Below are 23,212 nucleotides of genomic sequence, written 5' to 3' on the forward strand. Positions count from 1 at the left end.
GATTTGTTTGCGTCGAGCACGAGGAGGCTTCAGCCGATGAAACTTGCGACCCTCGCCAATGCCAGTCCGGACGGGCAACTCGTCGTCGTTTCCGCCGATTTGACCCGATATGCCTCGGCAGGAGGTGTCGCGCCGCATCTGCAGGCCGCGCTCGACCAGTGGGACGTGGCGGCGCCGAAGCTGGCCGAGCTTTATCGGCGACTCAATGAAGGGGACATCGCAGGGAAGCCTTTCGAACCCGAAGCGGCGCGGGCGCCCTTGCCGCGCGCCTATCAATGGATCGACGGGGCGGGCTATCTCAGCCATCTCGAGCGGGTACGCACCGCCAAGGGGTCCAAGGATGCGGAGCTGCAGGATCAGCGGCCGCTGATGTATCAGGGGGCATCCGACAGCCTGGCCGGTCCGCGGGACAATATCATTTTGCCCGAGGACAATCTGGCGCCCGATTTCGAGGCGGAGATCGCGGTCATCACCGGCCCGGTGCCGATGGGTGTCGACCACGAGACGGCCGCGGCATCGATCCGGCTGATCACCATCTGCAATGATGTGTCCTTCCGACGGCTGGTGGCCGACGATCTGCAGGGCGGTTTCGGGTTCTTTCATGCCAAGCCGGCGACCAGTTTTGCCCCGATCGTGGCGACGCCGGACGAGTTCGGCGATGCGTGGAGTTCCTCGCGCCTGCACCTCAAGATCAAATCTTTCGTCAATGGCACGCTCTACGGCCAGCCGAATGCGGGCGCCGATGTGGCCTTCGACTTCGCCGATCTGATCGTGGCGGCAGCCCGGACCAGAGAGCTGGGATGCGGCACGATCATCGGGTCGGGGACCGTCGCCAATGCGCATGACAATTTGTTGCCGGTGCGCGGCGAAGAACCGGGATTTTCCTGTATCGTTGAGGCCCGTACGGCGGAAAAGCTGGTCAAGGGCAAAGCATCGACACCGTTCCTCAAGGCCGGTGACCGCGTGCATATCCTGCTGGAAGACGAGAGCGGCAACAGTCCGGTCGGCGACATCAACCAGATGGTCGTCGCGCATGGGGCAGAGTGATCACGGGGACGTGATGATTGTTTGATCATCAGGTTTCCGGCGTTTCCAAATAATGCACAATCAAGTCACCCCTTGGTGACTTGCCAGAACCGCGCCGAGCCGGTTGCATGGAGATTGCGCCGAAAGCGGCGCCACGTGCGACTGCCAGTTGCCGGATGCGGTGGCTGGTTTCAGTTTTGCCTTACAGGGAGACGAGGAAGCTCATGCCGCTCAAGTTCAATAAACTGCTCGCCGCCGCCGGATTCGCGTCGGTTGCCCTTGCTGCCACGATCGCCGTGGCGCAGGACGATATGATGACCATGCCGGATGTATCGGCCATGTCGGTCGATGAGATCATCGAACTGCGCCAGGACACGATGAAGTCGAATGGCGGGACCATGCGCGGTGCCGGTGCGCTCAGCGGCGATGAAGCCATCGCCGCCGGCAAGCAGCTGCAATACAATTCGCAACTCCTGATGGAGTTGTTCCCCGAAGGATCAAACACCGGGGACTCCAAGGCCTTGGACAATATCTGGACTGACAATGAGGCCTTCATGGCGATCCTCACCGACTTCGAAACCCATGCCGGCGAAATGATTGCCGCTGCGGAGGCCGGAGACGCGGATGCCTATGCCGCCGCGGTCAAGGCCGTTGGCGGACAATGCGGCATGTGCCATGGCACCTATCGCGCCAAATAGCAGATACCGGAATGCGGTTCTAAGAGCGGTGCCTCGGCGCCGCTCTTTTTGTTGACGATCAGTGCTTGCCGCCAAAGGCGGCATTCGTCATAAGCGCCGGATGGTTTTCGACTGGACAGCGCTTCTTCTCTATCTGCTGGCTGCCCTCGCGCTGCTTGGCGCACCGGGCTCGGTTCCGCTCGCACTGGCGGCGGCGGGGCGCCGGGTCGGCTGGCGCGGTACACTGCCTTTCTTCCTCGGCGTGGAAATCGGGCTGGGGATCGGCGCAGCGCTGACGGCGGCGGGCATCATGACCGCCCTGATTGCGGTGCCCTCGATCAAGCTTGGCCTGATGATCGTGGCGGTGGCCTATCTTCTCTATCTCGCCTGGCGCACGGCCTTTGCCCCGATCGGGCGGCTGGCGGCAGGGGATTTTGCGCTCAACCCCCTTTCGGGCGTGATCGTGGGCATTGCCAATCCCAAGGGGTTCGCAGCCTTCGCCGCCATCATGGCCGGGTTTACCATCGTACCGGACATGGCGTTGTGGGATGGCGTGGTCAAATGGATCGGCGTCATGGCGGTCGTGATCGCGGTCGATATCGTGTGGATTGCCATCGGCATATTGATCGGGTCGGTCGATCTGTCGCCGCGCCACGAAAGGATGATCAATATCGGCTTTGGTATCGCGATCGTCGCGACAGCGATCTTCGCGTTTGTTACCGCCTGATTTCCGCCTCGCCGCAGGGTTCGAATTGCCTTGATTTATCGAAAGCGCTTGGGCACAGTGCCGCCCGTGATGAGAACCGTTAACCCGATCTGCATTATCGGCTGCATTATTACCCGCTAACCATCGGTGGCGGCGCGGTTTTGTTCACTCTCGTTCTTCTTTGACCAAATGCCCGCTGCCCTCGGCAGTATTGTTTCTTCTTGGCATTAGGCAGAAGTGATGACCGACATCCGGCTATATAACACCCTGACCCGCAGCAAGGAGCGGTTCACCCCGCTCGATCCCGCGAATGTCCGGATGTATGTCTGCGGGCCGACGGTCTACGACTTCGCCCATATCGGCAATGCGCGTCCGGCGATCGTCTTCGACGTGTTGTTTCGCCTGCTGACCGAGGTCTATGGCGGCGATCACGTGACCTATGTGCGCAACGTCACCGACGTTGACGACAAGATCAATGCGCGCGCCGCCGAGCGCGGTGTCGATATCCGTACGATCACCGAGGAAACACTGGCCCAGTATCGCGCCGATATGGGGGCGCTGGGGTGCCTTCAGCCGACCGTCGAACCGCGGGCGACAGAGCATATCGGCGAGATGGTGGCGATGATCGACAAGCTGATTGCCGATGGTCACGCCTATGTCGCGGACGACCATGTACTGTTCGAGACCGCCTCGATGGCCGATTATGGAAAGCTCTCGAACCGCGCGCTCGACGAGATGATCGCGGGGGCACGTGTGGAGGTGGCAAGTTACAAGAAAGCGCCGACCGATTTCGTGCTCTGGAAACCCTCCAGGGATGGTGAGCCGGGCTGGCCGTCGCCGGGCGGCATAACGGTCGAGGGACGCCCGGGCTGGCATATCGAATGCTCGGCGATGAGCGAGCGCTATCTCGGGGAGACCTTCGACATTCATGGCGGGGGGATCGACCTCATTTTCCCGCATCATGAAAACGAGATCGCACAGTCGCGCTGTGCCCATGGCGGCGCGCCGATGGCGCAAGTATGGATGCATAACGGCTTCCTGCAGATCGAAGGCGAGAAGATGTCGAAGAGCCTCGGCAACTTCTTCACGGTTCGCGAACTGCTCGACACCGATCATTTCGGCGGCCGCAAATGGCCGGGCGAAGTGCTGCGGCTCGCCATGCTGATGTCCCATTATCGCGAACCGATCGACTTCGCTGTCGCCAAGCTCGAAGAGGCCGTTTCCATCCTCGACCGCTGGGAGCGGGCGGCCAAGTCTGCGGGTGCTTCCACCGGCGCCGTCGATCAGACCTTTCTCGACGCGCTGGCCGATGACCTGTCGACGCCCCTGGCGATTGCCCGCGTGCATGAGTTGATGAACAACCCCGATACTGTACCGGCGGCGCTGGCGAGCCTTGAACTGATCGGTATCGATCCGGTCCGCGAGGCGGCCGTGGATGCCAATGTTGAAGCGCGTATCGAGGCGCGGCTGGCCTGCCTGATGAACAAGGATTTCGAGACCGCCGACAAGATCCGCGACGACCTTGCGGGCGAGGGGATCGTGTTGATGGACTACAAGGATCCGGAAACCGGTGCGCGGCGCACAAAATGGGAGATGAAGCGATGACCCTCACTGGGGGATGCCAATGCGGGGCCATACGCTTCGCGGTCGAAAAGCCGGGTGGCAGCGGCATGTGTCATTGCCGGATGTGTCAGAAGGCCTTTGGCAGCTTCTATGCGGCCATGGTGACGGCGCCGGGTCTCAAATGGACACGGGGCGAACCCAAATGGTTCCAGAGTTCGAACCTGGTGCGGCGCGGGTTCTGTCCCGATTGCGGCACGCCGATCGCCTACGATGCCGGCGAGGCGCTCGAGATTGCGGTTGCAGTCTTTGACGATCCCGAACAGGTGGCGCCAACGATACAGGTCAATTCGAATGACAAGCTGAGCTTTGTCGACGAGCTTCACAACCTGCCGACGCGGCCCGCAGCGGAATCGCCGGAGTTTTTTGCGTCGCTCGTCTCCTATCAGCATCCGGATCACGATACCGAGGGCTGGGTCCCTCACACAGGGCAAGAACAGGGCAATACACATGAGTGAACTGCGCGGGTTGTACCCGGCGATCGAACCTTATGACAGCGGGCACCTCGATGTCGGGGACGGGCACGAGGTCTATTGGGAACGCTGTGGCACCAAAGGCGCCAAGCCTGTGGTTTTTCTACATGGCGGGCCGGGTGGCGGCGTCATGCCGGACCAGCGCCGGCAATGGGATCCGGCCAAATACGACATCATGCTGTTCGACCAGCGCGGCTGCGGCCGGTCGAAGCCCCATGCCCATCTCGAAGCCAATACCACCTGGCATCTGGTCGACGATATCGAGCGGCTGCGCAAGATGATGGGCGTCGACAAATGGCAGGTGTTTGGCGGCTCCTGGGGGTCGACACTGGCGCTCGCCTATGCCGAAACCCATCCTGAGCATGTGAGCGAACTGGTTCTGCGCGGCATCTTCACCCTGCGCAAACTCGAGCTCGACTGGTTCTACCAATTCGGCGCCTCGCTTCTGTTCCCCGACAAGTGGGAAGGCTATCTCGCACCGATTCCCGAAGATCAGCGGCATGATCTCATGGGCGCCTATCACCGGCTGCTGACCGGGGACGACGAAGCCAAAAAGCTGGAGGCGGCAAAGGCCTGGAGCACCTGGGAAGGCAGCGCGATCACGCTGTTGCCCAACCCGACGCTGACCGACGGGTTCGGGGACGATTACTTCGCCATCGCTTTTGCCCGGATCGAGAACCACTTCTTCGTCAATGGCGGGTTCATGGAAGATGGTCAGCTCATCCGCGATGCGCACAAGCTCAAGGGCATTCCCGGGGTGATCGTGCAGGGGCGCTATGATGCGTGTACGCCCATGCGCACGGCCTGGGACCTGCACAAGGCTTGGCCGGAAGCCGATTTCCACGTCATCAACGATGCGGGACACGCCTTCAGCGAGCCGGGCATTCTCGATGCGTTGATCCGCGCGACTGACAGGTTTGCGGGACAGTAAGATGAGCGAAGTGAGGACAGGCGGTTGTCAGTGCGGGGCAGTCCGGTATCGGGCCAGCTCGCTGGTGGATAATTCCCATGTGTGTCACTGCCGCATGTGCCAGAAGGCCAGTGGCAGTTTTTTCGCGGCGCTGGTGGGTGTTCCGCTGACGGACTTTGAATGGACGCGCGGCGCTCCGCAGGTCTTCAAAAGCTCGGCCCATGTCGAGCGCGGTTTTTGCGGGCAATGCGGAACGCCACTGTCCTTCCGGCACGACGAAAGCCAGCACATCTCGATGACCATCGGCTCATTCGATCACCCCGAGACCATTCCGCTGGCCTATCAGCTCGGCATGGAAGCCCGTTTGCCGCAGATCGACCAACTGGCCGATCTCAAGCATTTCGGTACGACAGAAGATGTGGATGCGGATGGCGCTGCCGCCATCAAGGCCAGCAATCGTCAGCACCCCGATCACGACACGGCGGAATGGCCGCCGCAACACTGACCAGGACCTCACCGATGGCAAAAGACCGCCTCTATTTGTTCGACACGACCCTTCGCGACGGTGCGCAGACCGCGGGCATCGAGTTCTCCATCGAGGACAAGATCGCGATTGCGAACATGCTTGACGCGCTCGGGATCGACTATGTCGAGGGCGGTTATCCGGGTGCGAATGTGGTCGATTCCGGCTTTTTCGAGAAGAAGCGGACCAGGAACGCCGTTTTCACCGCCTTTGGCATGACCAAGCGGGCGGGGCGGTCGGCCTCGAACGACCCGGGTCTGCAGGCGATCCTGACCTCGGCGGCGGATGCTACCTGTTTCGTCGCCAAGGCCTGGGATCACCAGGTCGAAATGGCGCTCGGGATCACGCCCGAGGAAAACCTCGAGGCGATCCGCGACACGATCCGGGCGGCGGCCGAGGCGGGCAAAGAGCCGATGCTCGATTGCGAGCACTTTTTCGACGGCTACAAGGCCAATGCGGGCTATGCGCTTTCCTGCGTGACGGCGGCGCTCGAGGCCGGTGCCCGCTGGGTTGTGCTGTGCGACACCAATGGCGGCACGTTGCCCTCGGAGATCGAGGAGATCGTCACAGCAGTGATGAAGGTGGCGCCGGGTGACAAGCTCGGCATCCATGCGCATAACGATACCGAACATGCGGTGGCCAATTCTCTGGCGGCCGTGCGGGCGGGGGTGCGGCAGATCCAGGGTACGCTCAACGGCATCGGCGAGCGTTGCGGGAACGCCAATCTGATCTCGATCATTCCGACCCTGATGCTCAAATCGCCCTATCGCGAGCGGTTCGAACTGGGGCTGGATGCGGAAAAGCTCACCGAGATCACCCATGTTTCGCGGGCGTTCGACGAGTTGCTCAACCGTGCACCCCGGCGGCAGGCGCCTTATGTCGGCGCTTCGGCCTTTGTCACCAAGGCGGGGATTCACGCCTCGGCCATCGCCAAGGACCCGGCAAGCTATGAGCATGTCGATCCGGCTCTTGTGGGCAATGCCCGCAATGTCATGGTTTCGCAGCAAGCGGGCAAATCGAACCTGATCGCCGTGCTGGCGCGGGCCGGGATCGAGGTCGACAAGGCGGACCCGAAGCTCGACCGGTTGTTGCGAGAGGTGAAAGAGCGCGAGGCGCGCGGCTATTCCTACGACAATGCGGATGCGTCGTTCTCGATCCTGGCGCGGCGTGTGCTCGGGCAGGTGCCGGACTATTTCAAGGTCGTCAGCTACCGCACGACGGTCGAGCGCCGGTTCAATGCGCGTGGCGAATTGATCACCATGTCCGAGGCGGTGGTGAAAATCGATGTCGAGGGCGAGATGTTCATGTCGGTTGCCGAGGGCAATGGCCCGGTCAACGCGCTCGATCTCGCCATGCGCAAGGATTTGGGAAAATACTCCTCGCGGATCGACGATCTCGAACTGGTCGACTTCAAGGTGCGTATCCTGGACGGTGGCACGGGCGCGGTCACCCGTGTACTGATTGAGAGCCGGGATGGAGACGGTGAGCGCTGGTTTACCGTGGGAGTCTCGCCCAATATCATTGATGCGTCTTTCGAGGCGCTATATGACTCGGTCACTTACAAGCTTCTCAAGACCGAGGGCGCACCGGGCTCCGAACGCCTCACGGCTTGATCTTCAGGCAGGCGGATCGACCCCGGCCCACTCTCGGAGAGACCAAGGGTGCCTCGAGAGGTCAAGGAGGTCGTTCTGTCCAACCCGCCGGCAAAATCGAAAACCGTCGCCATCGCCATCGGCGCGGGCTTAGCCACCACCGCCCTGGTTGCGGTCATCCTGGTCACCCCGGTCTTCCAGTATTGCTCGGATCTCGATGCCCCCTTCGGGCAGTGCGTCAGCTCGAAGATATTCGGGTCAGCGGATGACTCCTCGAGCCAGGCAGGTGACGAGGTCGAGACCGCGCCGGCAATGGATGTTGCCGATACGGAAAATGATGACGCGGCCGATGATGCGCCAGAGCCCGCTCCCGCCACCGAGGAAGTGGCCGAAGAGCCGGGTCTGATCGCGCCGGCCTATGACATTCTGCTGGTGCAGCCCGACGGATCGATGGTCGCGGCGGGGCGGACCTCGCCCGGCGCCACGGTCACCTTCATGGCCGATGGGGAAGAGCTGGGCAGCGTCGAGGCCGACAATGCCGGCGAATTTGCCTTCACTCCCGATGAGCCATTGCCGGTCGGCGGGTTCGAACTGACCACGAGAGCCGATCTTGGCGAAGGTCAGTCCATCGCCGGCGCCAAGCCCTATATCGTTCTGATCGAGCCCGAGCGCACCGAACAGGCGATCGTGATGGAATCCGAGCCGGGCAAGGCCAGCGAGATCCTGCAGGGTCTGATCGCGCCCGAGCCGATCGTGACCGCGGAAGCCGATATCGAGGATCCGCTCGAAGGCGCCGATGAATCCGATACAACGGCTGCCCCTGATTTGGCAGAGGCCGAAGAGACCCCCGCCGAAGCTGCGGCTGGCCCTGATGAAGCGGTTGAACAAGAAGAGCCTGCTGCCGAAGCGCCCGCTGCAGCGGAAGAGGCGCCTGAGATCGTTCCGACGCCTGAAGAAACCGTTGGCGAGGCCGAAGAGCCTGCGGCTGATGAGGCTACGGACGATGTGGCGTCAGAAGAGCCGACTGCGGACGAGCCAGTGGTCCAAGAGCCGGCAGATGAAGAACCGGCAGATGAAGAGCCGATAGTTGAAGAGCCGGCGACCGCCGACGAGCCTGCTCCGGCCACAGAGTCCGTACAAGAACCTGCGGCCACTGATGAATCCGAAACGCAGCTCGCCGGAACCGATGAGGCAGCGACGCCCGAATCCGGCGACACCGAGGTGATGGAACTCGCCGACGTGCCGGAAGAGGCGGTCACGCTGCCCGAGGAACCGGAACAGGCAACGGCTTTGCCGGAGATCGTTCTGCCGCCCTCGATTGACGCCATCGAGATCGATGGCACCCGCAATTTCTTTGCCGGCGGGGGACCGGTTGGCGGGATTGTGCGGCTTTATGTCGACAATCGCTTTGTCGGCGATGCGCTGGTCGCCGGCGGGCGCTGGCTGGTCGAGGCCGAGAACGTTTTGACCGCTCCGAGCCAGCGCGTGCGTGCTGATCTGATCGATCCGGAAACGGCTTCTGTCGAAGCGCGGGCAGAAGTCAATTTCGTCATCGAACAGCTGCCTGGCCTTGATGCCGGTGCCGAACCGCAGGTCGCTGAAGCCGCGCCGACGGCGGATGAATCTAAAGCGATCGAGGACGAACCTATCGAGGTTGCTGAAGCCGATCCGGGTGTCGCCGGGGAAGAACCGGCGAGCGCGGAAGACACTGTTGCGGAAGACGAACCGCTGGTGATCGCGGAGGCGGAAGACGTGCCTGCGGTGACCGACGCGGAAGACACGGGTGCGGGCGAGCAACCGCAAGAGCCTGTCCCGGCTGACGAAGACACGTCTGCCCAAGACACGCCTGTCGAAGACACGCCTGCCCAAGACACGCCTGCCGAAGACATTGTGAGCGCGGACGCCGAAACGGCGGCGCCTGAGCTGGCCGAGCCAGAGCTGGCTGAGCCCGGGGCCACGGCGGTTGACGCAACTGAGGCCGAGGCCGCGCCGGAGCCCGTTATTGACGAAAAGCCTGAACCGGGGGAAGCGGATACCGCGGGTGCAGCCGACACGGTTGCCGACAAACCCGATGAGGTGGAAGAGCCTGTCGATGCGCCTGCAAGCCAGGCGCCGGATGCCCAGCAGCCTGAAGCTGATGAGCCTGCCGTTCAGGCGCCAGAGACTGAAGCGCCGGCCGAGCCTTCTGAGGAGGAAGAACGGATCGTTCTGGCCGAGAACGACGCCGGAACGGCGCAAGCCGACATGGTCCCGGAGGCCGATCAGGCGGAAGTGTCCGAGGAACCGGCTACTGAGACCGAAGCGCCGCAGAATGCCCCTGATGAAGGGGCGGTCGCGCCGGAAGAAAGCGTGACACAAGAGGCGCCCGTTGAGACCGAAACGGTTGCGCAGCCGGTTGAACAGCAATCCGTCGAGCAGCCTGACGAGGCGATCGAGGAAGCGACAACGCCGGCTAATGAGCCGGTTGTCGCGCCCGAGACCGCGAATGAGCAAGAGGCAGAGCCGGAGGCGCAAACCCCGGCCCGCCAGGCCATCGAGGAAATGCTGGCCGAAGACCAAGAGGCCGCCGATACGGCCGCTAACGCGGTGCAAGGCGAAGAACCTCAGCCCGTGACTGGGCCAGAACCGGAAGCAATTTCTGCGCCTGCGGATGAACCTTCCGAGACCGTCGCGGCGGAGCCGACAGATCAGCCCGCCCTGGGGAATGATGCGGCAACCGCGGAAGAGCCCGCACCTGCACAGGATGCGGTGCCGGTCGAAGACGCTGCCCCCGCTGAACCGGTGGTGCCCGAGGAGACTCGTATCGCCGAAGCGGCGCCCGAGCCGGCGGCCGGCGCCGAGGATGTGGTCGAACCCGAGGTCGCATCGGAAGAAGAAGCGCCGCTCGTGGTGGCTGAGGCCGATGTGCCCGAGCCGGCCATGGAAGAGCCGGCCATGGAAGAGCCGGTCATGGAAGAGCCGGTGATTGAAGAACCGGAAGCTGTGATCGAGGAAGAGGCACAGGGCGAATCCGAGCCGGAAGCCTTGCCGGCCGAAGATGCGGCAACACAAGCCGAGGAGGCTGTCGAGGAAGCCGCACCGGTCGTAACAGCTGAGGTGGGATCGGAAGTCACCGAACCGTCTGCGGACGAGGCCGTGGAACAAGCGTCTGTCGTTGAAGACGAGCCTGGAGCTGAACAAGAGCCGATGCAGCTTGCGGACACCCCGTCCGTCACCACCTTGCCCGAGACGGAAGGCACCGAGACACCCTCGGTTACCGAACTCGCACCGGCGGAAGGTGCTGGCGAGAGGATCGGCGAGGGCGCACAAGAGTCCGCGCAGGACGACGTGCCCACCTTGACCGCGATTGCCGTCGGCGATCCCGAGGATCAGCGGTTTGTTTCCGGCAAGGCGATTATTCGGCGAGGCGACAATCTGTGGACCATTGCGCGCCGCGTTTATGGCCGCGGTATTCGCTACACGACGATCTACCAGGCCAATCAGAGCCAGATCCGCGACCCGGACCTGATTTTCCCCGGTCAGGTGTTCGATCTTCCCGATGAGGTGCTGGAAAGAGATGGCGGCTAGGCTGGCCGGCAGGGCTTGTCCTGCCGCCTGATAAGTTTTATCGTAAGAATACGATGAACGAAGACCACGTCTCCACGCCCGAGGATGAAATGCTGGCCGGCGCGCTCAAGGCGCTCGGCCATCCGGCACGTCTTGCCATCATGCGTGTTCTTGCGGAGCAATCCCGGCAGTGCTGCTGCGGGGAAGTCACCCACAAGCTCCCTCTTGCCCAGTCCACCGTGTCCCAGCACCTCAAGGTGTTGCTTGATGCCGGGCTGATCGAACGGCATCCCGATGGCACGCGCAACCGTTATTGCCTGTGTTCCCAGCGGATCGCCATGCTGCGCGAGCGGCTCGGCGAAGCGCTTGACGGCCTTGGCGGAATAACGGCGGAGACCACAACAGCAAAGGCCGGCTGATGAGCCAGGATCAGAACAATTCGGGTGCCGCAGCGAAAGCTGCGGGGCCAACGGTTTCGGCCGACGACGAAGCCGTATTCGGCACGGTCAAGAACTTGTGGCCCTATATGTGGCCGGCCGATCGCCCGGACCTCAAACTGCGAGTACTGCTTGCCATCGGCGCGCTCTTGCTGGCCAAGGTCGCCTCGACGATGGTGCCCTTCGCCTATAAGGGGATCGTCGACGCGCTGGGCGGAGAGACCGGCAGTGGCGACTGGGTGATGCTGGGACTGAGCCTGCCTTTTGTGCTGGCGCTGGCCTATGGCATCAGCTCGATCTTCGAGAGCCTGTTCATGCAGTTGCGCGATGTGCTGTTCGCCTCGGTCGGGCAGCGCGCGGTTCGTCAGCTCGCATACCGCACGTTCAAACATCTGCATGCCCTTTCGCTGCGTTATCACCTGCAACGCCGCACCGGCGGTCTCAGCCGGGTAATCGAACGCGGCACCAAGGGCATTGAGACGATCGTGCGTTTCACCATGCTCAGCACGGCGCCGACAATCGTCGAGTTCATCATTGTCGGGACGGTGTTCACGGTGATGTTCGGCTTCAGTTTCGTGGCCGTTCTGGCGATCATGATCTGCGCCTATGTCTATTTCACCGTGAAGGCGAGCAATTGGCGCATTGGCATTCGCCGGGCGATGAATGAAAGCGACACCGACGCCAATTCGAAAGCCATCGACAGCTTGCTGAATTTCGAAACGGTCAAATATTTCGGCAACGAAGACATGGAGGCCGATCGTTTCGACCGGTCCATGGCCAAGTATGAAAAGGCGGCGATCCGCATGTGGGCGTCGCTCGGGGCTCTGAATTTCGGCCAGGCAGCAATCTTCTGGATCGGCATGATCGTCATCATCGTCATGTCGGTGATGCGGGTGAGCGCCGGCGAGATGACCGTCGGCGACTTCGTGCTCGTGAATGCCTTCATGATGCAGATCTACCGGCCGCTCAATTTCATCGGCTCGATCTATCGCGAGATCCGGCAGGGGCTGGCGGATATCGAGAACATGTTCCAGCTTCTGGATCAGGATCCCGAAATCGAGGACCGCCCCGACGCCAGGCCGCTTGAGGTTTCCGGCGCCGTGCTGAAGTTCAACCATGTGATCTTCCACTATGACGCGGACCGGCCGATCCTCAAGGGCGTCGATTTCGAGGTGCCCGCCGGCAAGACGATTGCCGTGGTCGGTCCCTCCGGCGCGGGCAAGTCGACGATTTCGCGGCTGATATACCGCTTCTACGATGTGATTGAAGGATCGGTGACGATTGACGGTCAGGACATTCGCGATGTCACCCAGAAGTCCCTGCGCGCGGCGGTGGGCATGGTCCCCCAGGACACGGTGCTGTTCAACGACACTATTGCCTACAACATCCGTTATGGGCGTCCTGATGCGACCGACGAAGAGGTCCGCGAGGCAGCGCGCATGGCACAGATCGGCGATTTCATCGAGAGCCTGCCCAACGGCTTTGATACGCCGGTCGGAGAGCGCGGCTTGAAGCTCTCGGGCGGCGAAAAGCAGAGGGTTGCCATTGCCCGCACCATTCTCAAGGCGCCGCCGATCCTCATTCTGGATGAGGCCACCTCGGCCCTTGATACCGAAACCGAGCAGGGCATCCAGTCGGCGCTCGATGCAGTCTCGCGCAACCGTACGACGCTGGTGATTGCCCACCGGCTGTCGACCGTGATCAACGCGGATGAGATCATCGTCCTGCGTGCCGGTGAGATCGCCGAGCGCGGTACGCATCAGTCGCTGCTCGAGCAGGATGGTCTTTATGCCCAGATGTGGAACCGCCAGCGCGAAGCCGCCGAGGCGCATGAGGCGCTCAAAAAGGCGCGCGAACGCGATGCCGAAGGGTTCCTGGGCAAGGAGCCTGAGCCGGCGAAATAATGGCTCAGACAGTCGCGCCAATGAAAAAGGCCCGCCAGATGGCGGGCCCTTTTTGCTTTCTTGAGCGGGTAACCCCTCGAGCACAGCGCGGGGGATGTCCGCGCCCCCAATCACTCCATTGGAGCGATTTGGCCCTGCGGTACGGCGTCTTCTATTCCGCCGCCTGGCGGGAGACGACGGTCACCCCGTTCTTCTCTTCCTCGACAAGACCGGTCTGATCACCATCGGTGATGTAACGACTGGCGCTGTCGGGAATGTCGACTTCTTGCCCGTCCGGGGTCACCGCCTTGGCGCGGTTTCCGCGGAAGCCGAGCAGCCACTGGCCGAGGCCGATGGCGTTTTGCTTGATCACGTAAGGGGCGGTGATCATCACCGGCACCATAACCAGGGTCAGCATTGTTGAGACGAACAGGCCCGAAACAAGCGCGGTCGACAGGTTGACGAACCAGGCGCCGGCCAGGCCGCCGACCACGATCTCGCGGCGGATGAAGTCGAACTCGACATTCAGCGCCATCGGGATCACGCCAAGTGCGGTCACCGACGCGGTCAACAGCACCGGGCGGATACGCTGCGCGGCCGTGATCAGCATGGCCTTGACCGGATCGACACCGTCGTCGCGGTGATAGTGGTTATAGGTATCGATCAGAACGATACCGTTCTTCACCACAATCCCCGCCAGCGCCACGATGCCGAGACCGGTCATGATGGCCGAGAATTCCATGCGCGTGATCAGCATGCCCGCGAACACCCCGGCCATCGACATGACAACGGTGGAGAGGGTGACGGCCACCTGGTAGAAGCTGTTATATTCAAGCAGCAGCACCAGGAAGATCAGGAACACGGCGCCGAGCAGCGCCTGGCCGATGAAGGCATTGGTGTCCCCGATCTGTTCTTCGGCCCCGCCAAAAGCGAAGCTGACAGTGTCGGGGAAGTCCTGGGTCGCAAGCCATTCCTGCAATTGCTCGGTCTTGTCGGACGCGACAACACCATCCGCCTTCGCGGTCTCCGAAATATTGGCGGCGACGCCCATATAGTAGAGATCGTTGCGCCGCACGATGTTGGCGACCTTGGGAACGGCAGTCCGCTCGATGAAGTTCGAGACCGGAATCAGGCCTTGCTGGGTGACGATCCTGAGCGAATCGAGCGCGTCGAATGTGCGCTCTTCACGCGGCAGGCGGACCCGGATGTCGAGTTCGTCGGTGGCATCGTCCGGCCGGTAGCTGCCAAGCTTCACACCGGACGTCACGAGCTGGATGTACGGGCTCAGTTCGCGCACGCCGATGCCGTATTTGGCGGCCTCGACGCGGTCGACCTTCACCTCCCAGTCAATGCCGGGGGACGGGCGGTCATCCTCGATATCGACCATGTCACCAAGGTCGTTCTCGATATAGTCGCGAACCCGGGCCACGGCCGGAGCCAGGTCGTCATAGACCGTGCCCTCGACGCGCATGTTGATGTCCTTGCCCGCCGGCGGACCTTCCTCGCGCGCAGTGATCTGCACTTCGAGGCCGGAGATATCGGCAACCCGTTCGCGGATCTCGGTAAAGATCTGGTTGGCCGGATAGCGCTCTTCCCAGGGCAGAAGCTGGAGCTGGAACATGCCGATCGTGTCGGGCGGACCGGAACCTTCGCCAAAACCGCCACCACCACCAAAGGTCATGATGACGTCCTGAATGCCGTGAGTCTGGAGCAGTTCCTGCTCGACCTCGACCAGCATGTCCCGGATCTCGGTGGGCGAATAGTTGCCACGGGCGACCACGGACACATTGCCGAACTCCGGCTCGGAGGGCGGGAACGGCACCGAGGCGGTGGGGTTCTGGCCATAGGCGTAGAACAGCGAGCCGACGATGCCGAAGCCAACCAGCAGGGATGCAATCGGGTGACGCAGCAGGACCTTGAGCGTGCGCACGTAATAGCCAGTGATCCCGGGGACCTTTTTGGGGTCGAACTTGTCCGGGTACATGACCACGTCGGCGGCTTCCTTGGCCTTTTCGTCAACGCGCTTGGAGGCGATGAGCGAACCGATGATCGGCATAAAGACCAGCGCCGACAGCAGCGACGCACACATCACCACGATCACGATGATCGGCAGGTAGCTCATGAACTTGCCGATAATGCCCGGCCAGAGCAGGAGCGGCACGAATGCGCCAAGGGTGGTTGCGGTGGCCGAGACCACGGGCACGAACATCTTGCGGGCAGCAAGGATGAACGCCTCACGCCGCGAGACGCCTTCCTGCAGCTTTCGCTCGGCATATTCGACGACCACGATCGGGTCGTCGACCAGCACACCAACGGCGATCACAAGGCCGAACATGATCATCATGTTGACGGTCATGCCCATCATCTGGACGACCATGAAGGCAATCATGAACGAGATCGGAATCGAGATACCGATCATGATGGCCGGGCGCACACCGAGGGTGGCCACGCAGGTGATCATGACCAGTGCGATTGCGGTCAGCACCGCCGCCTCGAGCGAACGGTAAAGATCCTGGGTGCTTTCGGCCTGGTCGATCAGGAATGAATACTGGATACCCGTCGGCCATTCGGCGGTGACTTCATCGGTGACCTGGCGAACCTGGTCGGAGACATCGATGACGTTGGTGCCGAGCTTCTTGATGACGCCAAGCGTGATGGCCGGCTGGCCGTTCACATGGGCGTATTCGGTGGCATCCTCGAAGGTCCGCGTGATGGTCGCCACATCACCGAAGGTGACGACGGTGTCGCCATCGGTCTTGAGCGGCAGGTCATAAACGTCGCGGGCCGTGGTGATCAGACCCGGCACCTCGACATTGAACGAGCCCTGGCCGGTATCGAGCGTACCGCCTGCAACCACCATGTTGTTGCGGGCGAGGGCGTCGAAGAGCTGGGATGCGGTGAGATTGTAGGCCTCGAGCCGGTTCAGGTCGATGGTAACCGCCAGCATCTCGTCACGGGCACCGGACAGGCTCACGCTCTGCACGTCGCCGATGCCTTCCAGTGCATCCCTGAGGTCCTTGGCGCTTTGCACCAGCGCCCGTTCGGGCACTTCACCATAGACGGCCACCGAAAGGACCGGAACGTTGGAGAAGGAAATCTCGTTCACGGTCGGTTCGTTGGCATCGGCAGGCAGTTCGGCGGTCACCCCGTCGAGCTTGGCACGGATGTCTGAAAGCGCCTGATCCTTGTCGGCACTCACATCGAACTCGAGAAACACCGACACATGGCCGGTGGTCGAGGTCGAGGTGATGTTGTTGAGACCGTCAAGGCTCTCAAGCCGGTCTTCGACAGGCTTGGCCAGAAGCCGTTCGGCATCTCGCGGGGAGACACCGGACTGGCTGACCGAAACATAGAAATACGGAATATCGATTGCCGGGAAGCTTTCCTTCGGCAAGCTCTGGTAGGCCATGAAACCGGCCACCAACAGGAGCACCATGACCGTCAGAACGGCCCTGGGCATCCTCAAAATGCGTTCAAGAAAATCAATCATGAGGGGTTACCCCTGCGAGGATGTTTCATCGGCAGCCGGCGCGGCAGCAACATTTGTCGCGTCGACGGACTGGCCAGCTTTTACGAATTCCTGGCCGATGGTGATGATGTCGACCGAGGCGGGCAGACCGGTCACCCACACGCCCTCACGGGTATCCCGTGCGATCGTGATTGGGTAGAACTCGACCACGTTGTCCTTCACGGCCCGGACGCCCAGGACGCCGTCGTCATCGAGCGTGAGTACCGACTGCGGCAGCAGATGTGCCGGAATGGTGCCCAGGTTGACTTCCGCTTCCGCGGTCAGGCCGTCCTTGAGCTTGCCGTCGGGATTGGGCAGTTCGATCTCGAAGGCAAAGGACCGGGTGGCGTTGTCGGCGGTGGAGGCCACATAGGAGACCTTGCCCTCGACCGTATCGCCGGTGACCGTTGTGACCGTGGCGTCGAGACCGGAGTGCGCGAGGCCGATGCGGGCCTCGGGGATCGAACCCACGAACAGCATTGGATCGAGTTCGACGATGGTCGCGCAGGGCGAGCCCGGCGACAGCATTGAACCCTTATCGGCAAGCGGCGCCTGCACGATGCCCGAAACCTCGGCCAGTATCTCGGTGCGATCCAGCTCGGCTTTGGCATTCTTGAGTGCCGCTTCCGCAGAGCGCAGCGCGGCCTCGACCGCCTTGGCGGAGTTGACCGGCGCCAGATCCTTGTCGATCAGGCTCTTGGTGGTTTCGTATTCGAGCTGAGCCTGAGCGAGCCCGGCTTCCGCCTGATCCACGGCTGCCTGCCGGGTGCCCTTGTCGAGGGTGCAGATCGGGTCGCCCACGGCGACCGACTGGCCCTTTTCGACATGCACGGTCTCGACGATACCGGACGTCTCGGAGGTCACCGTTACTTCCGCCGAGGCCTTGGTGCGGCCGCGCAGGTTCACATCGAGCGCGAGCGGCCGGATGGTGAAGGTCTCGGTGCGTACCGAGCGGGCTTCGGCCTCTTCGCCGCCGTTCTGCGCATTGCGCTCGGCGATGGTGAGGGTCGGATCGATGCCGCCTTCATGCTCTTCGCCAGCGTTTTCCCCGCCGTCTGCAGCGGCGTGGTCTTTTTCGGCATTGTCTTGTGCAGCAGAGTCATCACCCTCTTCAGGGGCGATGCCGGAAGCGGCCAGGCCGTCTGAATCCTCACCGCCACTCAAGAGATTGATCGCGGGTTGTTCGCCGTTGCCGGGGCCCTTGCCGCCGGCCACAAGCGTCCCGGACAGAAGCCAGGCGCCGACCACCACAATAATGATCAGGGCAATGGCGTATGAAAGTATCGCGCGCATCTGTTGAACGTCCCTATTCAGCAGCCTTGGCAGGCGCGTCCTGCGCAAGGGCAATCAGTTTGTCTGCGTTGTCATCGAGATAGCGCTGGTTGTAGCGCATGGCTGAAAGGCCGTAGTCGAGGATCCAGCAATCCGCCGGAGCCGCGCAGTCCTTCTGCATTTTCTCGAGGTTTTCGATTTTCTCGCCGACCATGCGCTGGCGTTCCTCGATCCGCTGGGCCACCAGTTCACGCGGCATGTGCGGCGCGAAACGGGCAAACAGCAGGAACTCTGAACGATAGATGTCTTCCTCTGGCGGCTCGGTGAGTTCACTGAGGAAGGCGGCACGGCCTTCGGGCGTGATGGAATAGATCTTCTTGGCGGGCTTGCCGTCCTGCTGTTCGATCCGTGCAGTGACGAGCTTTTCGCCTTCGAGCTTGGCGAGCGCGGGATAGATCGAGCCGTAGCTCGCCTCGATGAAGTAGGAATATTCGCCTTCGGTCGAGAGCTTGCGGATCTCGTAGCCGGTGGCCTCGTCGTCAAAGAGGATCGCCAGGCAAATCGTGCGCACGTTCATCGCGGTCACCCATCTCGATATATATCGCGTCTATATATATCGATTTGAAATAGGTTCAAGGGCGAGGCCACGCGAAGCTGCTATGTGCGATACACATAGTTGCGATCACGTTAAACAGGCGTGCCTGTTGCCAACCCCGTTTTACGGACCGGCCCCCCGGTCGATCCATGGTCGTGCGCCCGGTTGGGCGGGACCGCTCGTCCGGTCGGCAGGCTTGAGTACCTACGGTCCGGACTGCCGAAAGGATCAGTCGTTCAAGGCTTCGCGCATGATCCTGGCACAGTCTGCGGCCAGATATGGGTCGTCAGCTGCAATAAAAAAGGGGTTGAGAAAATCATTCTCTGATTTGCCATAGGTCAACGGCTCGCCGGTCTTTGTGACAACTGTGCCGCCCGCTGCTTCGAGCACGGCCTGGCCCGCTGCCGTATCCCATTCGCAGGTCGGGGTAAGGCGCGGGTAAAGGCGTGCGGCCCCTTCGGCGACCAGGCAGAACTTGAGCGAAGAGCCAACAGAAACATCGCCTGCAACCTTCAGTTCATCGCAGATGAAGCCGAGCGCGGCGTGACCGTGCGATCGCGAGGCGACAACATTGAGCGGAGCATCCTTGCGAACCGCGATCGGCTCACGGCTGCCGAGCCCGGTCTCGGTAATCGCTGCCTTGAAGGCGCCATCTGGCGAGCCCGCATAGAGTTTGCCCAGGGCAGGGGCGGAGACGACACCGGCCACGGGTTTGCCGTTCTCCACCAGGGCGATGTTGACGGTGAATTCGCCGTTCTTCTTGATGAATTCCTTGGTGCCGTCGAGCGGGTCGACGATGAAATAGCGGTCGCCGAGCTCGGGGATGTGACCGGCGGCGGCGCTTTCCTCGGCCAGGACCGGCAGGCCGGTGACGGCAAGGTGGCGCAGGATGATGGCCTCTGCGCGCTCATCGGCGATGGTGACCGGCGAATTGTCCCCTTTAAGGGTCGCATCGAAATCGGTGGCATAAACGGAAAGGATATCGCGGCCGGCTTCGAGCGCAGCCTCGATCATGATGTCGAGGGGCAGGGTCATAACGCGGCGATCAGTTCCTGATGTCGATGTCGAGCCCGATATCGAGCGGGGGCGCGGCCATGGTGATCCGGCTTGTCGAAATGAACTCGACGCCGGTCTCTGCGACCTTGCGAATGGTTTCGAGGGTGATCCCGCCCGAGGCCTCGAGCCGGGCCTGGCCCCGGTTGTGCCTGACGGCTTCGCGCAGTTCGCTGGGAGACATGTTGTCCAGAAGCACGGCGTTGGCACCGGCTTCCAGGGCCTCGGCGAACTGGTCGATGGTGTCGACCTCGACCTCGATGGCCACCAGGTGACCGGCAAAGGCGCGCGCTTTGTTGATGGCCTTGGCCACGCCACCGGCCACAGCGATGTGGTTGTCCTTGATCAGGATGGCGTCGTCGAGCCCGTAGCGATGATTGGCGCCGCCCCCGCATTTGACGGCGTATTTGGCGAAAGCGCGCAGGCCGGGAATGGTCTTGCGGGTGCATGTGACCCGCGCATCTGTGCCGGCGATTTCATCGGCATAACGCCGGGTGAGTGTCGCAATACCTGACAGGTGCCCCATGAAATTGAGCGCCACGCGCTCAGCGGCCATGACCAGGCGCGCATTGCCCGAAACGGTGGCCACGATCTCGCCGGCCTCGACCCGGTCGCCGTCTGCAGCATGTGCGGAGAAGGTGAGGCCGGGTCCGATCTGTTCGAAGGCGGAGGCTGCAAAGGGCAGGCCGCAGATGACACCGGGCTCGCGCAAGCGAAACACCGCTTCCGCCTTGGCGTTGGGCGAGAGGGTGGCCTGTGATGTCAGATCACCGGCGAGGCCGAGATCTTCCTCAAGCGCGGCCCGAACCGCAGCGCTGACGGCGAGCGCTGAAAGACTCGGCGGGTAGGGGGCATTGTCTGTCATCTTGGCTGGGCCGGCGGTCCCTTGAGCAAATCCAGGGCGACGGTTTACGCGCTTGACGGGTCTGGCGCAACAGGGGTGGCGTCTCCGCTCGGGCGGCCGTCAGCCTCGATCCGGTTCGGCGCGGGTCGGAAGGCGCTCGAAGAACTCCGCATAGTCGCCCGAGGTCGACGCCGCCAAGGCGGTCAAAAGATCGTCGATCGGTGTGTCAGACCAGTCGATACGCACGTCGATGGCATAATAGGGCTCGGTCGTGACCACCTTGACCGAGGCGGACATGGTGCCACGCCGATCTCCGCCTTCAGCTTCACCGGCCTTGAGCGCAGCCGCGAGGCGGTCATGCATCGGTACCGAAGCTTCGGCCTTGTAGGCGGCGAGCATCGCGGGCAGCACGGTGGGCCCGGCAAGCAGATTGCCGCCAACAGCGAGGTCGGTTTCGAGGAAGGTGTCAAAGTCGGCACCGAGTTCGGCACCGGACCATCCTGCCGTGGCGCCATCGCGTCCGATCATGATGCATTGGCGGCGTTCGCGATTGCGGTCGGCGCGGGTCAGGACCTGAAGCGTCTCGCGGGCGCTTTCCCCGCCGGCCAGCAGTTCAAGCCCGTCGATGCCGTAAAAGGGATTGGTGGTGAAACCCTGAGTCGCCACTGCACCAACGCCGGCGCGGGCGTGGGCGACCAGCGATCCGACGCAAGGCCCACCCGTGGCCGTGGCCACGCCGAAAGCACCGGTGCGGGGGTCGCGGGCGACGATAGAAAAGGTCATATGCCGGGTGCCCTCCTTGCCTCCTATTTATACCCATAAATTAGTTGATACCAGTAATTTATGCTGATAAATTGCCTGCCAGCCGGTCGCCCGCCGGCTCTCCGGACGGCGGCTGGCCGGCAAACATGCCGCTGAGGAGGATGTCATGAAATTTACGAGACGCGCCTTTACCGGGCTTGTTCTCGGCGCCGCCACGGCGCTGGGGCTGGTGTCCGGTCAGGCAATGGCGCAGACCCCGCCCAATGTGCTGGTGGTGGGCCAGATCGCCGAACCACAGTCGCTCGATCCGCAACACGTATCTGCGGTCAACGACTTCCGTATTCTGATGAACGTCTATGACGGGCTGGTGCGCTACAAGGACGGCACGCTCGAAGTCGAACCGTCGCTGGCGACCGACTGGACGATTTCCGAAGACGGGACCGAGTATACCTTCAATCTGCGTGAGGGTGTCAGCTTCCATGACGGCTCGCCGTTCAATGCGGAAGCCGTTGTGTTCAATTTCGAACGCATGATCCAGGAAGATCATCCCTATCACACCGGGACCTTCCCACTGGCGTTCTACTTCTCGGCCATCGACACCGTCGAGGCCGTTGACGATATGACCGTCAAGTTCAAACTCAATGAGCCCTTCGCGCCGTTCCTTTCGAACCTGGCCTATGCGGCCGGGTTGATCGTGTCCAAGGCGGCTGTCGAAGAGCATGGCGAGGATTTCGACCGCAATCCCTCGGGTACAGGTGCCTTCACATTTGCTGAATGGCAGTCGAACACCCGTGTGGTGGTCGAACGCAATCCCGATTACTGGGATGGCGCTCCGCCGCTCGAAGCGATCGTTTATCGTCCGATTACCGACGCCAATACCCGCGTTGCGGAAATGCTGTCGGGTGGGATCGACGTGATGGTCGAAGTGCCGCCAGACAATGTCTCGACCTTCAAGCAGGATGCGTCCTTCACGGTCTATGAACAGGCCGGACCGCATCTGTGGTTCCTGATCCTGAATGCCAAGGAAGGCCCGTTTGCCAACAAGGCCATGCGACAGGCGGTCAACTATGCCGTCGACAAGCAGAGCCTTGTCGAAAACGTGCTGCAGGGTACGGCTGCCGTTGCATCCGGACCGACCCCGTCTGCCTTCAACTGGGCCTATAACGAGGATCTCGAGCCTTATCCCTATGATCCGGACAAGGCGCGTGAACTGATCGCCGAAGCCGGCATGGAAGGCGCTGAACTGACCTTCTATGTCACCGAAGGCGGCTCGGGCATGCTCGATCCGATCGCGATGGGGACGGCCATTCAGGCTGATCTCAATGAGGTCGGGCTCAACGTCTCGATCGAGACCTATGAGTGGAACACCTTCCTTGGTGTTGTGAACCCGGGTCTCGAAGGCAAGGCCGACATGGCAGAAATGGCCTGGATGACCAACAGCCCGGACACCCTGCCTTATCTGGCGCTTCGTACCGAGGCATGGCCCGACAAGGGCGGCTTCAACTCGGGTTACTACTCGAACCCGGAAGTCGATGACCTTCTGCAGAAGGCACGCACCTCCACCGATCAGGCGGAGCGCGCGGACCTCTACAAGCAGATGCAGGAGATCGTCTATGAGGACGCACCCTGGCTGTTTGTCGCGAACTGGAAACAGAACGCGGTCACAAGCGCACGGGTGGAGAACTTCAAGCTGCAGCCATCATTCTTCCTGATGCTGCAAAAGGTCTCCAAACAGTAGACTGATCCCGCAGGGCGCCGGCGGACATCCGCCGGCGCCTTCATATC

At 62.1% G+C, this 23,212-nt stretch carries 18 protein-coding genes; 12 read left to right on the forward strand and 6 right to left on the reverse strand.

The window, feature by feature from the left end; genetic code table 11:
* The first annotated feature begins 36 nt into the window (after window positions 1–36).
* The 11 genes from G489_RS21165 to G489_RS0116670 all read left to right on the forward strand — a co-directional run bounded on the left by G489_RS21165 (window position 37) and on the right by G489_RS0116670 (window position 13,414).
* A complete protein-coding gene (locus G489_RS21165; protein WP_035873224.1) occupies window positions 37–1,047 on the forward strand; it encodes a fumarylacetoacetate hydrolase family protein in 1,011 nt (336 codons plus the stop codon).
* Window positions 1,048–1,250: 203 nt separating this feature from the next.
* Window positions 1,251–1,724, forward strand: coding sequence for a c-type cytochrome (locus G489_RS22070; protein WP_051332757.1), 474 nt, complete (start codon window positions 1,251–1,253; stop codon window positions 1,722–1,724).
* A gap of 61 nt (window positions 1,725–1,785) precedes the next feature.
* Window positions 1,786–2,430 carry a LysE family translocator gene (locus G489_RS0116630; protein ID WP_155889427.1) on the forward strand — a complete coding sequence of 215 codons (645 nt, stop codon included), beginning with the start codon at window positions 1,786–1,788 and terminating at the stop codon, window positions 2,428–2,430.
* A 219-nt stretch (window positions 2,431–2,649) separates the two neighbouring features.
* Window positions 2,650–4,014 carry a cysteine--tRNA ligase gene (gene cysS, locus G489_RS0116635; protein ID WP_035873227.1) on the forward strand — a complete coding sequence of 455 codons (1,365 nt, stop codon included), beginning with the start codon at window positions 2,650–2,652 and terminating at the stop codon, window positions 4,012–4,014.
* Window positions 3,996–4,487: a GFA family protein gene (locus tag G489_RS0116640; protein WP_029042464.1), complete on the forward strand. Its 492-nt coding sequence runs from the start codon at window positions 3,996–3,998 to the stop codon at window positions 4,485–4,487. Before cysS ends, G489_RS0116640 begins: the two co-directional genes overlap by 19 nt.
* A complete protein-coding gene (gene pip / locus G489_RS0116645; RefSeq protein WP_029042465.1) occupies window positions 4,480–5,433 on the forward strand; it encodes a prolyl aminopeptidase in 954 nt (317 codons plus the stop codon). Before G489_RS0116640 ends, pip begins: the two co-directional genes overlap by 8 nt.
* A 1-nt stretch (window position 5,434) precedes the next feature.
* Window positions 5,435–5,917, forward strand: coding sequence for a GFA family protein (locus G489_RS0116650; protein ID WP_029042466.1), 483 nt, complete (start codon window positions 5,435–5,437; stop codon window positions 5,915–5,917).
* A 14-nt stretch (window positions 5,918–5,931) separates the two neighbouring features.
* Window positions 5,932–7,548 carry a citramalate synthase gene (gene cimA / locus G489_RS21175; RefSeq protein ID WP_035873231.1) on the forward strand — a complete coding sequence of 539 codons (1,617 nt, stop codon included), beginning with the start codon at window positions 5,932–5,934 and terminating at the stop codon, window positions 7,546–7,548.
* Between the two features lie 48 nt (window positions 7,549–7,596).
* Window positions 7,597–11,094 carry a LysM peptidoglycan-binding domain-containing protein gene (locus tag G489_RS22830; protein WP_029042467.1) on the forward strand — a complete coding sequence of 1,166 codons (3,498 nt, stop codon included), beginning with the start codon at window positions 7,597–7,599 and terminating at the stop codon, window positions 11,092–11,094.
* Between the two features lie 53 nt (window positions 11,095–11,147).
* Window positions 11,148–11,492 carry an ArsR/SmtB family transcription factor gene (locus tag G489_RS0116665; RefSeq protein WP_029042468.1) on the forward strand — a complete coding sequence of 115 codons (345 nt, stop codon included), beginning with the start codon at window positions 11,148–11,150 and terminating at the stop codon, window positions 11,490–11,492.
* Window positions 11,492–13,414, forward strand: coding sequence for an ABCB family ABC transporter ATP-binding protein/permease (locus G489_RS0116670; RefSeq protein ID WP_029042469.1), 1,923 nt, complete (start codon window positions 11,492–11,494; stop codon window positions 13,412–13,414). Before G489_RS0116665 ends, G489_RS0116670 begins: the two co-directional genes overlap by 1 nt.
* Before the next feature lie 151 nt (window positions 13,415–13,565).
* On the opposite strand, the gene G489_RS21180 is transcribed toward G489_RS0116670, so the two are convergent.
* The 6 genes from G489_RS21180 to G489_RS0116700 form a co-directional block, all read right to left on the reverse strand.
* On the reverse strand, window positions 13,566–16,883 hold the full coding sequence (locus G489_RS21180; RefSeq protein WP_051332758.1) for an efflux RND transporter permease subunit: 3,318 nt from the start codon (window positions 16,881–16,883) through the stop codon (window positions 13,566–13,568).
* A 6-nt stretch (window positions 16,884–16,889) separates the two neighbouring features.
* On the reverse strand, window positions 16,890–18,194 hold the full coding sequence (locus G489_RS21185) for an efflux RND transporter periplasmic adaptor subunit (RefSeq protein WP_051332759.1): 1,305 nt from the start codon (window positions 18,192–18,194) through the stop codon (window positions 16,890–16,892).
* Between the two features lie 13 nt (window positions 18,195–18,207).
* Window positions 18,208–18,750, reverse strand: a complete 543-nt coding sequence (locus G489_RS0116685) for a PadR family transcriptional regulator (protein WP_029042470.1) — start codon at window positions 18,748–18,750, stop codon at window positions 18,208–18,210.
* Window positions 18,751–18,996: 246 nt separating this feature from the next.
* Entirely contained in the window at window positions 18,997–19,803 is an 807-nt protein-coding gene (gene cysQ / locus G489_RS0116690; protein WP_155889428.1) for a 3'(2'),5'-bisphosphate nucleotidase CysQ, read from the reverse strand.
* A gap of 10 nt (window positions 19,804–19,813) precedes the next feature.
* A complete protein-coding gene (gene nadC / locus G489_RS0116695) occupies window positions 19,814–20,686 on the reverse strand; it encodes a carboxylating nicotinate-nucleotide diphosphorylase (protein WP_029042472.1) in 873 nt (290 codons plus the stop codon).
* Window positions 20,687–20,785: 99 nt separating this feature from the next.
* A complete protein-coding gene (locus G489_RS0116700; RefSeq protein WP_029042473.1) occupies window positions 20,786–21,448 on the reverse strand; it encodes a DUF1028 domain-containing protein in 663 nt (220 codons plus the stop codon).
* A 223-nt stretch (window positions 21,449–21,671) separates the two neighbouring features.
* On the opposite strand from G489_RS0116700, the gene G489_RS0116705 reads away from it, so the two are divergent.
* Window positions 21,672–23,165: an ABC transporter substrate-binding protein gene (locus G489_RS0116705; protein WP_245578964.1), complete on the forward strand. Its 1,494-nt coding sequence runs from the start codon at window positions 21,672–21,674 to the stop codon at window positions 23,163–23,165.
* Window positions 23,166–23,212: the final 47 nt, after the last annotated feature.

Source organism: Cucumibacter marinus DSM 18995, assembly GCF_000429865.1.
Classification (GTDB): Bacteria; Pseudomonadota; Alphaproteobacteria; order Rhizobiales; family Devosiaceae; genus Cucumibacter; species Cucumibacter marinus.

Coding starts and splice junctions, on each gene's coding strand:
- G489_RS21165 (WP_035873224.1), top strand. CDS start 37: ATGAAACTTGCGACCCTCGCCAATGCCAGTCCGGACGGGCAACTCGTC.
- G489_RS22070 (WP_051332757.1), top strand. CDS start 1,251: ATGCCGCTCAAGTTCAATAAACTGCTCGCCGCCGCCGGATTCGCGTCG.
- cysS (WP_035873227.1), top strand. CDS start 2,650: ATGACCGACATCCGGCTATATAACACCCTGACCCGCAGCAAGGAGCGG.
- G489_RS0116640 (WP_029042464.1), top strand. CDS start 3,996: ATGGGAGATGAAGCGATGACCCTCACTGGGGGATGCCAATGCGGGGCC.
- pip (WP_029042465.1), top strand. CDS start 4,480: ATGAGTGAACTGCGCGGGTTGTACCCGGCGATCGAACCTTATGACAGC.
- G489_RS0116650 (WP_029042466.1), top strand. CDS start 5,435: ATGAGCGAAGTGAGGACAGGCGGTTGTCAGTGCGGGGCAGTCCGGTAT.
- cimA (WP_035873231.1), top strand. CDS start 5,932: ATGGCAAAAGACCGCCTCTATTTGTTCGACACGACCCTTCGCGACGGT.
- G489_RS0116665 (WP_029042468.1), top strand. CDS start 11,148: ATGAACGAAGACCACGTCTCCACGCCCGAGGATGAAATGCTGGCCGGC.
- G489_RS0116670 (WP_029042469.1), top strand. CDS start 11,492: ATGAGCCAGGATCAGAACAATTCGGGTGCCGCAGCGAAAGCTGCGGGG.
- G489_RS21180 (WP_051332758.1), bottom strand. CDS start 16,883: ATGATTGATTTTCTTGAACGCATTTTGAGGATGCCCAGGGCCGTTCTG.
- G489_RS21185 (WP_051332759.1), bottom strand. CDS start 18,194: ATGCGCGCGATACTTTCATACGCCATTGCCCTGATCATTATTGTGGTG.
- G489_RS0116685 (WP_029042470.1), bottom strand. CDS start 18,750: ATGAACGTGCGCACGATTTGCCTGGCGATCCTCTTTGACGACGAGGCC.
- cysQ (WP_155889428.1), bottom strand. CDS start 19,803: ATGACCCTGCCCCTCGACATCATGATCGAGGCTGCGCTCGAAGCCGGC.
- nadC (WP_029042472.1), bottom strand. CDS start 20,686: ATGACAGACAATGCCCCCTACCCGCCGAGTCTTTCAGCGCTCGCCGTC.
- G489_RS0116700 (WP_029042473.1), bottom strand. CDS start 21,448: ATGACCTTTTCTATCGTCGCCCGCGACCCCCGCACCGGTGCTTTCGGC.
- G489_RS0116705 (WP_245578964.1), top strand. CDS start 21,672: ATGGCGCAGACCCCGCCCAATGTGCTGGTGGTGGGCCAGATCGCCGAA.